12 protein-coding genes are annotated in these 14,410 nt (G+C 50.9%); all 12 read right to left on the reverse strand.

Annotated features, from left to right (window positions below):
* Positions 1-10 precede the first annotated feature (10 nt).
* Positions 11-1,201 (reverse strand): UDP-N-acetylglucosamine 4,6-dehydratase, encoded by a 1,191-nt coding sequence (locus tag QMG44_RS10780; protein ID WP_020883274.1) that lies wholly within the window; start codon positions 1,199-1,201, stop codon positions 11-13.
* 2 nt (positions 1,202-1,203) lie between these two features.
* On the reverse strand, positions 1,204-1,749 hold the full coding sequence (gene rfbC, locus QMG44_RS10785) for a dTDP-4-dehydrorhamnose 3,5-epimerase (protein WP_086532312.1): 546 nt from the start codon (positions 1,747-1,749) through the stop codon (positions 1,204-1,206).
* 3 nt (positions 1,750-1,752) lie between these two features.
* Entirely contained in the window at positions 1,753-2,631 is an 879-nt protein-coding gene (gene rfbA, locus QMG44_RS10790; RefSeq protein ID WP_020883272.1) for a glucose-1-phosphate thymidylyltransferase RfbA, read from the reverse strand.
* A 51-nt stretch (positions 2,632-2,682) separates the two neighbouring features.
* Positions 2,683-3,582, reverse strand: coding sequence for a dTDP-4-dehydrorhamnose reductase (gene rfbD / locus QMG44_RS10795; protein ID WP_020883271.1), 900 nt, complete (start codon positions 3,580-3,582; stop codon positions 2,683-2,685).
* Complete coding sequence (rfbB, locus tag QMG44_RS10800; protein ID WP_020883270.1) at positions 3,582-4,667, reverse strand: dTDP-glucose 4,6-dehydratase; 1,086 nt, start codon at positions 4,665-4,667, stop codon at positions 3,582-3,584. Before rfbB ends, rfbD begins: the two co-directional genes overlap by 1 nt.
* 349 nt (positions 4,668-5,016) lie before the next feature.
* Positions 5,017-5,913, reverse strand: coding sequence for a GalU regulator GalF (gene galF, locus QMG44_RS10805; protein ID WP_086532311.1), 897 nt, complete (start codon positions 5,911-5,913; stop codon positions 5,017-5,019).
* 177 nt (positions 5,914-6,090) lie between these two features.
* Positions 6,091-7,482: a colanic acid biosynthesis protein WcaM gene (gene wcaM / locus QMG44_RS10810; protein WP_014170809.1), complete on the reverse strand. Its 1,392-nt coding sequence runs from the start codon at positions 7,480-7,482 to the stop codon at positions 6,091-6,093.
* 12 nt (positions 7,483-7,494) lie between these two features.
* Positions 7,495-8,715, reverse strand: a complete 1,221-nt coding sequence (gene wcaL / locus QMG44_RS10815; protein WP_014170810.1) for a colanic acid biosynthesis glycosyltransferase WcaL — start codon at positions 8,713-8,715, stop codon at positions 7,495-7,497.
* Entirely contained in the window at positions 8,712-9,992 is a 1,281-nt protein-coding gene (gene wcaK, locus QMG44_RS10820; protein WP_032678527.1) for a colanic acid biosynthesis pyruvyl transferase WcaK, read from the reverse strand. The genes wcaL and wcaK overlap by 4 nt, the downstream gene beginning before the upstream one ends.
* A gap of 17 nt (positions 9,993-10,009) precedes the next feature.
* The gene (gene wzxC / locus QMG44_RS10825) at positions 10,010-11,488 is read right to left on the reverse strand and encodes a colanic acid undecaprenyl disphosphate flippase WzxC (RefSeq protein ID WP_025203689.1); all 1,479 of its coding nucleotides are present in this window, start codon (positions 11,486-11,488) and stop codon (positions 10,010-10,012) included.
* Position 11,489: 1 nt separating this feature from the next.
* Positions 11,490-12,884, reverse strand: coding sequence for an undecaprenyl-phosphate glucose phosphotransferase (wcaJ, locus tag QMG44_RS10830; RefSeq protein WP_281853080.1), 1,395 nt, complete (start codon positions 12,882-12,884; stop codon positions 11,490-11,492).
* A gap of 62 nt (positions 12,885-12,946) precedes the next feature.
* Positions 12,947-14,317, reverse strand: a complete 1,371-nt coding sequence (gene cpsG / locus QMG44_RS10835; protein WP_032680630.1) for a colanic acid biosynthesis phosphomannomutase CpsG — start codon at positions 14,315-14,317, stop codon at positions 12,947-12,949.
* Positions 14,318-14,410 lie beyond the last annotated feature (93 nt).

Raw genomic sequence — 14,410 nt, forward strand, 5'->3', positions numbered from 1 at the left:
GTTTCAACCTTTACATTTTGCCATCTAAATATTTGCCTTTTTCTTGATGTCCGAAACCACTAATAGTCTCGTGAAACAAAGAAACGATTTCATCTTTAGTCCAGGATAAATCTTTTTTCATATCATGAATCTTTTTACGGAAATTCTGGATTTTTTTAGTGTCAAGAGAAGATGAATTTTTAACAATGCCAATATTATTATATTTATTCATATCGACAGTTTCATTAGCCATGAAAAATTCTTCGAAATCTTTTTCACCTGTCGTATCACTAGGAGTGAATAAACACGGCCAAAAATCTTTGCCGATATTATTTTTTGCAAAGTCTCTGGCTTCTTCCTCTGTGTTACATAAATATGGTTTCAAACCTAATTGTTGTAAATACAATACTGCTATTTCTGAAAAAGTTATCAAATCTAATTCTTCACTTAGTTTTGGGAAAAATATATCCCCATTCTCTCCAAATATACATGACATCAAGCATAATTCACCTGATTCCTGCGGAGTGACAAAATAACGTTTAATATCATTAGGCGCTACAATTGGTTGTCTTTTCTGTATCCTCTGATTAAAACCATGCAATAATGAACCATCGGAAAAGGCCACATTCGCAAATCGAGCCGTTGAAATATTTATATTCTTACTTTGTTCCATTAAAAACATTTCCATGATGCGTTTAGAGCCCCCCATCATATTGACGGGATTTGCGGCCTTATCCGTTGAGACGCAGAAATATTTTTTAGCTCCGTGTAAATGAGATTGAATGATTGTTTTCTCAGTATTAAACACATTAACATCTATCATACGCATTAACGTGTAAGGGTCTTTTTCACTACGAACATGTTTCAAAGCAGATAAGTTTAAAACATAATCATATTTACCATCAGCTTTAATGAATGCATCATATTCGATAGAACCAATATCTAAAGCAAAGGTTTTAAAATCCCCATTGATATATCCAAATGAACTCCGGATATCACGTACAAGTTCAACTAAATTATTCTCACTGATATCAACAACATGTAACTTTTTAGGATTTCTTTTAAATATTTCTTTAGTTACCGCCTGACCTATCGACCCTGCTCCACCAAGCACCAGAAACTTTGAAGCTGAAACAATCTTTCTCAGTTCGTTCTCATGATTAACAACATCAGTATCGAGCAATGCTTTATTTCTACCGATTAACTTTAAAATATCGATCATTTTTATTTTACTCCAATAGCTTTTTGAAACTGCGAGTTTTGTTTATCTTTCTCAGATAAAATAACATCAATTGATGGCCATTCAATATTTATACTTTTATCATTCCAAATTATTCCAGCCTCATACTTCGGTGCATAATAATTTGTAGTTTTATAAACAAACTCAGCAGAATCACTTAATACTAAAAAACCATGCGCAAATCCTTCAGGGATCCACAATTGTCTTTTGTTTTCAGCAGAAAGATTTACTCCTACCCATTTGCCAAAAGTAGGGGAGGCTTTACGAATATCCACTGCGACATCAAATACTTCCCCCGCAACACAGCGAACCAATTTACCTTGCGCATGCGGTTCTAACTGATAGTGCAGTCCACGCAAAACGCCTTTGCACGATTTCGAATGGTTATCCTGTACAAATTCAATTTTTCGCCCAACTGCTTCCTCGAAAATTTTTTGGCTAAAGCTTTCAAAGAAAAAACCGCGTTCGTCACCAAATACTTTCGGCTCAAAAATCATTACATCGGGAATATCAGTTTTTACCACATTCATTAATTAGTAACCTTTAATCATTTTGAGCAGATATTGACCATAAGCATTCTTTTTCAGTGGTTCTGCAAGTTTTTTGACCTGCTCCGCATCGATAAAACCTTTTCGGAAAGCAATTTCTTCCGGACAAGAAACTTTTAAACCTTGACGCTCTTCAATTGTGGCAATAAAGTTGCTCGCCTCGATCAGGCTTTGGTGTGTTCCTGTATCCAGCCACGCATAGCCACGCCCCATCATCGCAACAGACAGACGCCCCTGCTCCAGATAAATTCGGTTGATATCGGTAATTTCCAGCTCACCGCGCGCTGAAGGCTTCAAGTTCTTCGCCATTTCCACTACATCGTTATCGTAGAAGTAAAGCCCTGTTACGGCATAGTTGCTCTTCGGCTCCAGTGGCTTTTCTTCCAGGCTGATAGCAGTGCCATCTTTGTCAAATTCCACCACACCATAACGCTCAGGGTCATTAACATGATAAGCAAATACCGTAGCACCTTCGCCTTTATCAACTGCGGCTTCCAGCTGTTTTGGCAGGTCATGACCATAGAAAATATTATCGCCCAGCACCAGCGCACAGCTGTCGTCACCGATGAACTCTTCGCCAATAATAAAGGCCTGTGCCAGTCCATCAGGACTTGGCTGGACTTTATACTGAAGGTTCAATCCCCACTGGCTGCCGTCGCCCAGAAGTTGTGAAAAGCGCGGGGTATCCTGCGGCGTACTGATGATGAGAATATCTTTGATCCCTGCCAACATCAGCGTTGACAGCGGATAGTAAATCATTGGTTTGTCATAAATTGGCAGCAATTGCTTGCTCACTGCCATAGTAACTGGGTAGAGACGAGTGCCGGATCCACCAGCAAGAATAATACCTTTACGCGTAGCCATTGTAATTTCTCTATAAATGCAAATTGCCCGAAGCCGGGCAATTATTTAATATTAGATTGATTCAGCGGAAAAAAGCTCGGTGAGCATTCGCTTAACGCCAACATCCCATGCCGGTAAAACCAGGCCAAAGTTGCGCTGGAATTTCTCTGTATTTAAACGCGAATTCTGAGGACGACGCGCAGGCGTAGGATACGCGGTGGTAGGAACGGCATTGAGCTTTTCAATTTCCAGTTCAATTCCCGCCTTTCTGGCTTCATCGAAGACTAACGCGGCATAGTCATACCAGGTGGTCGTGTCTGATGCAACGAGATGATAGAGGCCAGCCACTTCAGGTTTTACCATGGCCACACGGATAGCATGCGCGGTACAGTCAGCCAGTAACTCAGCGCCTGTTGGCGCACCAACCTGATCATTGATTACGGAGAGTTCTTTACGCGCTTTAGCCAGGCGAAGCATTGTTTTTGCAAAGTTATTGCCTTTGCCGGCGTAAACCCAACTTGTGCGGAAAATCAGGTGTTTAGCGCAATGTGCCTGGAGCGCTTTTTCACCGTCGAGCTTGGTCTGTCCATACACATTAAGAGGTGCGGTCGCATCCGTTTCGCGCCATGGCGTTTCGCCATCGCCTGGAAAGACGTAATCCGTAGAATAGTGTACAACCCAGGCACCGATTTTAGCCGCTTCTTTCGCAATTGCCTCGACGCTGGTTGCGTTGAGCAGCTGTGCGAATTCCTGCTCTGATTCAGCTTTATCGACTGCGGTATGCGCCGCTGCATTGACGATGACGTCAGGCTTAATTACACGGACGGTTTCAGCGATGCCTTCAGGGTTACTAAAATCACCACAGTACTCTTCCGACTTCACATCCAGTGCAATCACGTTTCCTAACGGTGCGAGTGCGCGCTGGAGTTCCCAACCCACCTGCCCTGTCTTGCCGAACAGAAGAATGTTCATTATTGACGTTCTCCGTAATTCTGTTCGATCCAGGTCTTGTAAGCACCGCTTTTAACGTTGTTAACCCAGTCCTGGTTGCTCAGATACCATTCCACGGTCTTACGGATACCGCTTTCGAACGTCTCTTCAGGCTTCCATCCCAGCTCAACACCAATTTTATGCGCATCAATCGCGTAGCGGCGGTCATGCCCGGGGCGGTCAGCGACGTAAGTAATTTGATCGCGATAGGAACCTTCTTTCGGCACGATTTCATCCAGCAGATCGCAAATGGTGTGTACCACATCCAGATTCTGCTTTTCGTTATGCCCACCGATGTTATAAGTTTCACCCGGTTTACCCTGGGTTACAACGGTGTACAGCGCACGAGCATGGTCTTCAACATACAGCCAGTCACGGATCTGGTCGCCTTTGCCGTAAATTGGCAGCGCTTTACCGTCCAGCGCATTCAAAATCACCAACGGGATCAGCTTTTCAGGGAAGTGATACGGGCCATAATTATTTGAGCAGTTGGTCACGATTGTTGGGAAACCGTACGTACGCAGCCATGCGCGTACGAGGTGATCGCTGGACGCCTTAGAGGCGGAATACGGGCTGCTTGGTGCATAGGCTGTGGTTTCGGTAAACAGCGGCAGCTCAGCAGACGCAGGATGTTCATCAGGATGCGGCAAATCGCCGTACACTTCATCCGTAGAGATGTGGTGGAAACGAAACGCCGCTTTGGCCGCGTCATCCAGCGTCAACCAGTAAGCTCGCGCGGCTTCCAGAAGAACATAGGTACCCACAATGTTGGTCTCAATAAACGCAGCGGGGCCGGTAATAGATCGGTCAACGTGACTCTCTGCCGCAAGGTGCATCACCGCATTCGGTTTGTGCTCGGCGAAAATGCGATCCATGGCCGCTTTATCGCAAATATCTGCATGTTCAAAGACATAACGATCGCTACCATTGACGTCGGTGAGTGACTCCAGGTTACCTGCATATGTCAGTTTATCCACATTGACGACTTCATCTTGGGTATTTTTAATAATATGCCGCACAACCGCTGAACCGATAAAACCGGCACCGCCCGTCACAAGAATTTTCACGTTATCTATTCCGTCTGTTGGATATGTCGAGATATTGGCGCTCTGAACCCTATTCTTAATATAGAGTTCAGGAATTATGCACGCTACCGCCCCTGGCTTAACAGCTACCAGTGCACTGAGCGAATGTTGAAAAAATGATTTTATGGTCTGATCTCAGACAAAAACTGGCGTTAATTGTCATCCTAAATGGTCTTAGAAACAAGCACAAATCGTTACAAATCAGTCCACATTTGAATCAGATAACCCCATGTTATCATTATAATTAATAACAAAAAACGGCAGTCACCATTTTGGTTATGTTTTACATAGCCAAATGATAACTGCCGCTTATTCAAAAGTCAGAGAGGAATCAGTCGTTAGCCAGCAACTTCTCAATCCGGCTTCTGAACTTCTGACCTTCCTTCAGGTTACGCAGGCCATACTTCACAAATGCCTGCATATAGCCCAGTTTCTTACCACAGTCGTAGCTCTCACCGGTCATCAGCATCGCGTCAACAGACTGCTTTTTCGCCAGCTCGGCAATCGCATCGGTCAACTGGATACGGTCCCAGGCGCCTGGTTCGGTTTTTTCCAGCTCGGCCCAGATATCCGCGTTCAGGACATAACGGCCAACGGCCATCAGGTCAGAATCCAGCGTCTGCGGCTGATCCGGTTTCTCGATAAACTCAACGATACGGCTCACCTGCCCTTCCGTCTCTAGCGCTTCTTTAGTCTGGATAACAGAGTACTCAGAGAGATCGCCTTTCATGCGCTTAGCAAGTACCTGGCTACGGCCCGTTTCGTTGAAGCGTGCCACCATTGCCGCCAGGTTGTAACGCAGCGGATCGGCAGATGCGCTGTCGATAATGATATCCGGCAGTACAACGATGAACGGGTTGTCACCCACGACCGGGCGTGCGCAAAGAATGGAGTGGCCCAGACCCAGCGGCTGCGCCTGACGCACGTTCATGATGGTTACGCCAGGAGGACAGATAGACTGCACTTCAGCCAGCAGCTGGCGTTTTACGCGCTGCTCAAGCAACGCTTCGAGTTCGTAAGAGGTGTCGAAGTGGTTTTCTACCGCATTCTTGGAGGAGTGCGTAACCAGGACGATTTCTTTGATCCCTGCAGCAACAATTTCATCGACAATGTATTGAATCATCGGTTTGTCGACAATCGGCAGCATCTCTTTAGGAATGGCTTTTGTGGCTGGCAACATATGCATGCCCAGGCCTGCTACCGGAATGACTGCTTTCAAATTAATCATTATTTCTTCCACCTTAAAATGGTTGACGAATTATAGCTCTTTAACCTGTTTTCGCCAGCATGATTTGCCGTGATTCTTATATGATGTTAGGGGACCACATCACAAAAAACAGTAGTTGTAATCTGAATAGATCGCGTTTCTGTGCCAGGAATAGTCGCAAAAAAAGACAATTGTCGATTATCTGTGCGGGAGCGCAAAATTCAGCCGCTCCGTATTCACCACCTGCTGGTCCACGCGGTCAATATCCACGGAGCTCTGCCCTTTCTCATTCACAGCCTTGATGTTCGCCAGCGACAGTAAGGTCTCATCTTTAGCCATAAACTTGCCTCGGACATCCTTACGCAGGTCGAAATTCATCTTCAGCGCCGGGCCGACGGCAGCTTCCTGCATCACGTTGATATTACGCAAGAAGAGGTGCTGCGGTTTGTTGTGCAACTCAAGCGTAGCCCGCTGCATCTCAACGTTGGTGATGGCCACAAAGGAGGTGGCGTTGCCGGAGGAAATTTGTATTCCGCGCAGTTTGTACGCAAGCTGGCGATTATCCAGGCGAATGTCGTTCAGCTTAAAGTTCTGAGGTATCGAGAGATAGTCGCCCTTTATTACACCGTAGCCGATCAGCATGCCGGCACTATTGACCATATCGACATTATCAATTATGAAATTATCACAGCCATAAATGGCTACCGTGGCGTTGTCTATTCCCGCCTTCTTGCTGAAGTCAGGAGTGATATTCTTGGCCTTAATATTGCGAATAATAAAGTGCTTACCGTTTTCGACGTGGACTAACTGACGACAGTTGCTGCCGGTGATATTTGCCACCACGAAGTTCTTCACGGTTTGCTTTTCCGGATAATCGTTGTCGTAGGTGCTGCCGGCGAGACCAATGCCGATGCCCCAGTTGATCTTGCCGTTTGTACAGTTAATGTTGTCAATCACATGATCGGAGATCAGGATGTTACGGTCATTAATGGCGACGTTCCACTCAATCGCGTCGCCCTGGAGATGGCTGAATTTACTGTTGGTGATGCGCGCGCCATCTATCTGATTATGGAATCCCTGGCGCAGGATGGCGTAGTTCGCCTGGCTTACGCTGATGTTATCAATCAGCAGGTTGCGCATGACGCGCGGCTTTTTGCCGCCAATGTAGATCTGCGTCACCGGTCCAAAGCCGCTCATTGCCAGCCCTTTGATCACACAGTCTGAACCGCGAATGTCCAGCGTAATGTTCTCCGTGCGGCCGTCACCTTCACCAATCACTTTACTGCCTTCCTGCAGCACGAAGCGTCCGCGACCATTTCCCGTTAACGCACCGCGGATCAACAGCGTTTTACCGTCAGGAATGTAAATGCCCGTATTGATGTTTTTACAGGTGAGCCCGGCAGGGACAACAACGGTGTCGCCTTCGTTAAATGCCTGCTTAAAGGCGGCGATCCAGTCGTTGTTGTTGTACTGGTTAACAGAGACCGTCTTTCCGGTTGCCGCCCGCGCAATGCGGGACGACAGCAGCGGCGTAGCCGCCAGGACGGATAAAGAAGAGACAAAGGTGCGTCGGGTAATCTTTTTCAGCATACAACCTCGGCGTTACAACGTTTGCAGCAGGCTCGCTAACTGGCGATTAATCACCTGCTGGTTAAAATCTGCTTCAACTTTTTGTCGGGCGTTGTGGATAACGGGCTCCAGCGCCTGTTGGTCGATGCCGCTAAATTCGGCTAAACGATCCGCAAGGGCCATCGCATTATTCTCCGGTACCAGCCAGCCGGAGTAATCAGACTTGATTAACTCCGGGATCCCGCTGTGCAGGGTCGACACCACCGGAATACCGACGGCCATCGCCTCCATTAACGCAACCGGGATCCCCTCCATATCGCCATCAGCGCCGGTCACGGAAGGCAGCAGGAATACATCCGCCTCATCCAGCATGGCCTTCACCTCGTGGCTTGGCTTAAAACCTGGCATCTCCACGTAATCTTCCAGCTGATACTGTTCGATAAGCGTGCGCAGACGACGCTCCCACGGGCCAATACCGAGAATGCGATAGCGGAAATCCACACCGCGCGCTCGCAGCTGGCGGCAGGCTTCGATGGCCACGTGCAGACCTTTTTTCTCCGTCAGACGCGCCACAGAGATAATCTGCAGCGGTTTTCCCGGCACCTTGACCGGGCGGCGGGTAAAGCGCTCTAAATCCACGCCCATACGCGAAACGGTGATTTTTTCCTGCGGACAGCCCATGTTTTTCAGACGCCCGGCCCACAGGTCGCTGATGGGCAGCATCATGTCGCCACGGCGGAAAAGCTGCTGATACTCCGGCGTGTAGTGGTTCAATACTTCGCGGCTGGAGATGTCGATACCGTGGAAGATGGTCGCAATCTTACCGTCAATCACCCCCAGCTCACGCAGTTTGGCGGCGGTCACGCCCGCCGGGCCAAAGTGAGCAATAAATACATCGGCGCGGTACGGCTGCGCCGTTTGACCACAAATGGCGGACAGGATCAGGTTGCGAGATTCCGCGCCATAGCGGGAAACATTCAGCGCGCGCCAGGTCGACGCACGATGGATCCCGCGTAAGGTCTGGCTGGCCCGGTGGCGCAGCTTATTTACTCTTCCTGAGGGCTCGTCCTGCAGCCAGCGGGTTTTCGCCTCCAGTCCATACTGCGTATACGCCGCATGGGTATTTTGTGTATCGCCCTTTTGCAGGGCGATGATCTCCACGTCGTATCCCATATCGATAAACGCGGTGATTTGGTTCAGCACAAAAGTTTCAGACGACAGCGGAAATTTCAGTAAGAAGAAACCAACCTTCATTTCCCCTCCCGGACGCGGTCGAGCACCGATTTCACCATCCCAATTCCCTTCTCGCGCTCGGCTTTCACCGCGACGGCCAGGCGTTCATTGATGGCAGGCAGTTGCCCCAGGGTATCGCCCACCATCGCGCCAAGCGAACCATCCAGCAGATGACGAATATCAACGGCCATTTCAGGCATGCCAAGCTGCTGCATAATGCCGGCTGACTTGTGCTCGTAGTTAATCGCAATGGCCGGCGTGCCAAAGTTCATCGAAATGATCGCCGAGTGCAGACGCGTGCCCACGGTGAGGTCACAGGCTGAGAGCAATTTGCCCATCTCGAGGTCGTTCAGTTCGTCCATCACCACGTGATAACGGGACGGATCGTTTACCAGGTTGCGCAGGTTCAGCGCCACCATGCGGTCATCTTTGTTATAGCTGTCGATGCCGGTACAGGTTGAAAGCGCCAGCACCTGGTATCCGCTGTCCAGCACACGGTTAACCACGTCAGCAAACGCTTTCTCATACGCCGCCTGGGTGGTGCCTAAACGTTTATCAAACGGTGCAAGTTCGCGCAGGGTGATGGCGACCGTTTTCTGTTTCCCCGCCACGTCCAGCCAGTGCTGCACTGCGTAGCTCGCCTGGAAACTGTCGTCCTGATGATCCACCAGCCAGGCGGTGTCCACCCCGTGTTCCACTTTAGAGGTGTCAATCTCGCTGCGTTTCATCATATCGAGGCTTACCGACTCACGCAGGATCAGGGCATCGCAGTGGCCAAAGACATAGTTTGCCAGCTGGTTAAACTGCGGATCCTGGAACGGCCCGACGCTGTGACCAATCATAAACAGCGGTTTTTTCGCCATGAATGTGCAAAGTGCGTGCTCAAACTGCGGCACACCGTAAAGATCGACGAAGAACGATCCGCCGACCTGAATAATGGCGTCGTAGCCCGACAGCAGTCGAACGAAATCCGTGAAGCCCTGAGCAATGGCGATGTTACGCAGCTTGCCGGTATCAGTTACACGGGACAGCAACACCTGGTGCTGATAGCGACGGCGCAGAACTTTCTTCACGCGTCCCATCACGCCGGCGGCGTTGTTGTGCTGCTTCATCTGGCTGTAGAGCGGGTCGCCCATTACCGGGCGGTTCAATAACCAGGAAGAGCTGACCGGATAACGGCTCATCACGTCCACTTCAGTCTCAGGCTTAAGGGTGTTAATCGCATCCAATAAACCGCGCAGAATGGCGCTGTCGCCACGGTTGCCGCAGGTATGGTTGCCAAGAATAAGTAATTTCATAATGGCCTCTTAAATAACTAGCCTGCGCGAAGCAGCGTTTTCATTTTTTCGTTACGGCAAAACTGGCGCTTCATCTCTACCACCAGCGCATTACGTGACAGCACAATCATCACGCCAAACGCCAGTGCACCTGCTGCGACCTGTATTGCCAGCATGGCCGCGAGCGGCAGATGGCCAGTGAGCACGATGCCCAGTCCATAGCTCACCACAAGGGTAGGCAGTGACAGATAAAACGGCAGCCACAGGCTCAGAATGTACTGCCGGTAGCTGGAGCCCAGCACCGGCTTGATCATCACGAAGTAGCTCAGAACGGTGTTGATGATCTGCACCAGCAGAAAACCAAGCGTGACCCCAATGGCGCCGGCCATATGCCCACCGACGATAATCGCCGGAATAAACAGGAACGTTTTAAACACGTTGAATTTGAAGCTGATATCAACCCGCGCTTTAGCCATCAGCAATGAGCCAATCGGGTTGCCAACGGATCGCAACAGCCCCACCACGCACAGCAGCTGCAGGATCGGGATAATGCTGTTCCACTTCTCGCCAAACACCAGCGGCACGAAGTTGCTCGAGACCACCATCAGCCCCAGCAAAACCGGGAAATTGATAATGCCCACCACAGAGAGCAGCTTGTAAAAATTGACGCGCAGCTTCTCGGTGTCGTCCTGAATTTTGGCGAACGCCGGGAACAGTACGCGGGTGATAATCGGGTTGAGCTTCATTGGTGGTACTACCGCGACGTTATATGCCAGGTTGTACCCCCCTGCGACGCTCGCCCCGAGGATGCGTGCCAGCACCAGCGTGGAGAGGTTGGTGTTGACATAGTTGATGATGCTGTCGGCGGTGAGCCACGCGCCAAAACGCAGGTTGGATGACACCGAAGCGAGAGAGAAATGCAGCCCAGGACGGTAAATCTTGCGGCCAAAGTAGCCGAACAGCAGCGTACGCACGGCAGAGTTAACCAGATACCCGAGGATAGCGGTCATGGCCAGCGGCCAGAAATGGGCGCTGACCACGGTAAAGGTAAACCCTGCGAGAACGGCGCTGGTCTCGATCATCCCAATCTTGTTGAATTCCAGCTCTTTCTGCATCAGCGCGCGGAACTGTTGCCCGTGCGGGATCACCACAAAAGCAAACGAGAGCGTACGCATCAGCGGTGCCAGATCGGGGTTGTGCAGCACGCTGGCGATGGTATCGCTCAACAGGAACACCAGCACGAAAACGAACACCCCCAGCCCAACGTTCAGCCAGTAGAGCGTGGTCAATTCCAGATGGCTGATCTCTTTGCGCTGGATAATCGAGTTAGCAATGCCGAAGTCAGACAACGTATCGGCCAGCGCGATAATCACCAGCGAGACGGTCAGCAGACCGAACTGGTGGTTATCGATAATGCGCGCCAGCACCGTCATCTGCACCAGGCCGAGGCCAATGATGACAATGGTCGCCATCGCTGACCATTTGGCGCCGCTGATGGTTTTTTCACGTAAGCTCATCTTAGTACGCCGCTTTGTTCACGAAACCTTTGAAGATGGTCAGAAAGACGATCTTGATATCGAACCAGAGGCTCCATTCACGAATGTACTCCAGGTCGAATTCGATGCGTTTTTCCATTTTTTCCAGCGTGTCGGTCTCGCCGCGCCAGCCGTTGATCTGCGCCCAGCCGGTAATGCCTGGCTTCACTTTATGGCGCAACATGTAGCCTTCAATCAGCGAGCGGTACTGTTCGTTGTGAGCCACGGCATGGGGACGGGGTCCGACAATCGACATGCCACCGGTAAAGACGTTGATAAACTGCGGCAGCTCATCCAGCGAGGTACGGCGCAGGAAGTTCCCCACCCGCGTCACACGTGGATCGTTATGCGTCGCCTGGGTCACGACCTTATCGTTCTCCATCACCTTCATTGAGCGGAATTTCCACACCATGATGGGCTTACCGTCCATGCCGTAGCGGGTCTGACGGAAGATAACCGGGCCCGGGGAGCTCAGCTTCACCGCCAGAGCAATGCAGCACAGCACCGGGGAGATCAGCAGTAAGATCAGTGAAGAGAGCACGATATCTTCCAGGCGCTTGAGCACGCGATTGATACCCGACAGCGGGGTGTCATACAGCGGCACGACCGGCACGCCGTTCACTTCTTCAATACGGGAGTGGAGGATGTTAAAGGTAAAGACGTCCGGGATCAGGATCACCGAACAGGTGGTATCGGCCAGTTCACGCATCAGTTTCTTGATGCGGGATTCATCTTTCATCTGCATCGCGATGTAGACGTTATGAATTTTGCCGGCTTTCGCGTCCTCAATAAGCTGTTCGTAATTACCGGCCCAGTCTGAAGGCACGCCGCCAGGCTTCGCGTCGTGATAAATCCCGACCACTTCAAAACCTAACCATGGCTCTTTGCGGAAGCTATCGAGAAGCACCTTCCCTACCGGCAAATCCCCCGCCACGGCGACAAAGCGACGGTTATAACCGCGGTTACGCAGCCAGCCGGCACCAAAACGGATCAGGGTGCGGCATACGACCATGCCGACGCTGGTAATCAGGTACCAGCACAGATACGTCACCAGGCGATTATCAAAATCATGGCTGAATGCCACCAGACCTGCACTGAAGATCAGGCTTAATGTCCAGTTCTGCAGCAACAGCATCAGTTCGGTGGTCATTTTCACACCACGCCACGAACGGTAGAAGTCGGTCATCCCCCCGATCATCTGGAACACAACCAGCGCAATCAGCGCCATGAGCAGATGCATGTAGAAGAAGGATTGCCCGCTTACCCAACTCACCACCCATAATCCGCCGACCATGATGGTGATATCAGAAAAACGCTGCACCATGGAGATTAACGATGCATTCGTTCTCGCTCGTTCGCGTTTTTTTAGATTCGTCATCGTTGTTCCTTTAGTTCAACACCTGCCCCCTCACCCCACATCAGGGTGAGAGGGAAAGCTATTTACTGATTCAACAGCGCCAGAATGTCCTTCGTTCGCGCTTCCATCAGCGCGGTATCCGCGCGGGATTCCACGTTCAGGCGCACCACCGGCTCGGTATTTGAAGAGCGCAGGTTAAAACGCCACTGCGGGAACGCCATGCTGATGCCGTCGGTACGGTCAATTTCCAGCGCATGGAGGGCAAAATGCTGCTCCACGCGGGCAATGGCCTCGGCCGGCTGCGCCAGTTTGCTGTTGATTTCGCCACTTGCCGGGAAGGCCGCCATGCGGTCGCGTACCAGCTCGCCAAGGGTCTGCCCTTTCAGACACAGCAGCTCGGTCACCAGCAGCCACGGGATCATCCCGCTGTCGCAGTAGGCAAAATCACGGAAATAGTGGTGGGCGCTCATCTCGCCGCCATAAATAGCGTCTTCTTCGCGCATACGCTCTTTGATGAAGGCATGACCGGTTTTGGACATCACCGGCTGGCCGCCCGCGGCGTTCACCACATCCACGGTGTTCCAGGACAGACGCGGATCGTGAATGATCTTCGCGCCCGGGTTCTTCTCAAGGAACGCTTCCGCCAGCAGGCCGACAATGTAGTAGCCTTCGATGAACTGGCCTTTTTCGTCGAACAGGAAACAGCGGTCGAAATCGCCGTCAAAGGCGATACCCATATCGGCACCGTGTTCGATGACCGCGTTACGGGTGTCGTCGCGGCACTCCGGCAGCAGCGGGTTCGGGATACCGTTCGGGAAGTTGCCGTCCGGCGTGTTATGGACCTTAACGAAGGTTACCGGCACGTTCAGGGCCTTAAAGCGGGCTTCGAGCGCATCCACCACCGGGCCGGCCGCGCCGTTACCGGAGTTGATCACCAGCTTCAGCGGTTTCAGGTTTGCAACGTTGATGTAGCCCAGCAGGTGGTCGATGTACGCTTTACGCAGGTCGATCTGCTTATAGCTGCCGCGTTTTGCTTCATTCACCGGCGGGAAATCGTTGGCTTCGGCGAGACGCTGCACGTCACGCAGACCGGTATCGCCGCTGATAGGACGCGCGCCCTTGCGCACCAGCTTCATACCGTTGTAGTCCATCGGGTTATGGCTGGCCGTCACTTCGATACCGCCGTCCACGCCGAGGTGGAAGGTGGCAAAGTAAATCTCTTCGGTGCCGGACAAGCCGATATCCAGCACGTCTACTCCCGCATCCTGCAGCCCTTTTGCCAGCGCCAGCTTCAGGGACTCACTGGTCAGGCGCACATCGCCGCCCAGGACAATCGTTTGTGGCTTAAGATATTCGCCGTATGCGCGGCCAATGCGCCACGCAATGTCTTCATTCAGCTCTTCGCCCAGCTTGCCGCGAATATCGTAGGCTTTAAAACAGGTTAATTTTTCCATGATGACCCCTTTTTCAGGCAACAGTTGGCCCGCCCGATTAACAGGCAAATTTGTTTTTATTCATTCGCAGGCCGGATGCGCGAAACGCTATCC

This window comes from Enterobacter sp. 200527-13 (assembly GCF_027924865.1).
GTDB lineage: Bacteria > Pseudomonadota > Gammaproteobacteria > Enterobacterales > Enterobacteriaceae > Enterobacter > Enterobacter ludwigii.

Coding starts and splice junctions, on each gene's coding strand:
- wcaJ (WP_281853080.1), bottom strand. CDS start 12,884: ATGACGAATCTAAAAAAACGCGAACGAGCGAGAACGAATGCATCGTTA.
- wcaL (WP_014170810.1), bottom strand. CDS start 8,715: ATGAAGGTTGGTTTCTTCTTACTGAAATTTCCGCTGTCGTCTGAAACT.
- rfbC (WP_086532312.1), bottom strand. CDS start 1,749: ATGAATGTGGTAAAAACTGATATTCCCGATGTAATGATTTTTGAGCCG.
- rfbA (WP_020883272.1), bottom strand. CDS start 2,631: ATGGCTACGCGTAAAGGTATTATTCTTGCTGGTGGATCCGGCACTCGT.
- wcaM (WP_014170809.1), bottom strand. CDS start 7,482: ATGCTGAAAAAGATTACCCGACGCACCTTTGTCTCTTCTTTATCCGTC.
- wzxC (WP_025203689.1), bottom strand. CDS start 11,488: ATGAGCTTACGTGAAAAAACCATCAGCGGCGCCAAATGGTCAGCGATG.
- rfbD (WP_020883271.1), bottom strand. CDS start 3,582: ATGAACATTCTTCTGTTCGGCAAGACAGGGCAGGTGGGTTGGGAACTC.
- QMG44_RS10780 (WP_020883274.1), bottom strand. CDS start 1,201: ATGATCGATATTTTAAAGTTAATCGGTAGAAATAAAGCATTGCTCGAT.
- galF (WP_086532311.1), bottom strand. CDS start 5,913: ATGATTAATTTGAAAGCAGTCATTCCGGTAGCAGGCCTGGGCATGCAT.
- cpsG (WP_032680630.1), bottom strand. CDS start 14,317: ATGGAAAAATTAACCTGTTTTAAAGCCTACGATATTCGCGGCAAGCTG.
- wcaK (WP_032678527.1), bottom strand. CDS start 9,992: ATGAAATTACTTATTCTTGGCAACCATACCTGCGGCAACCGTGGCGAC.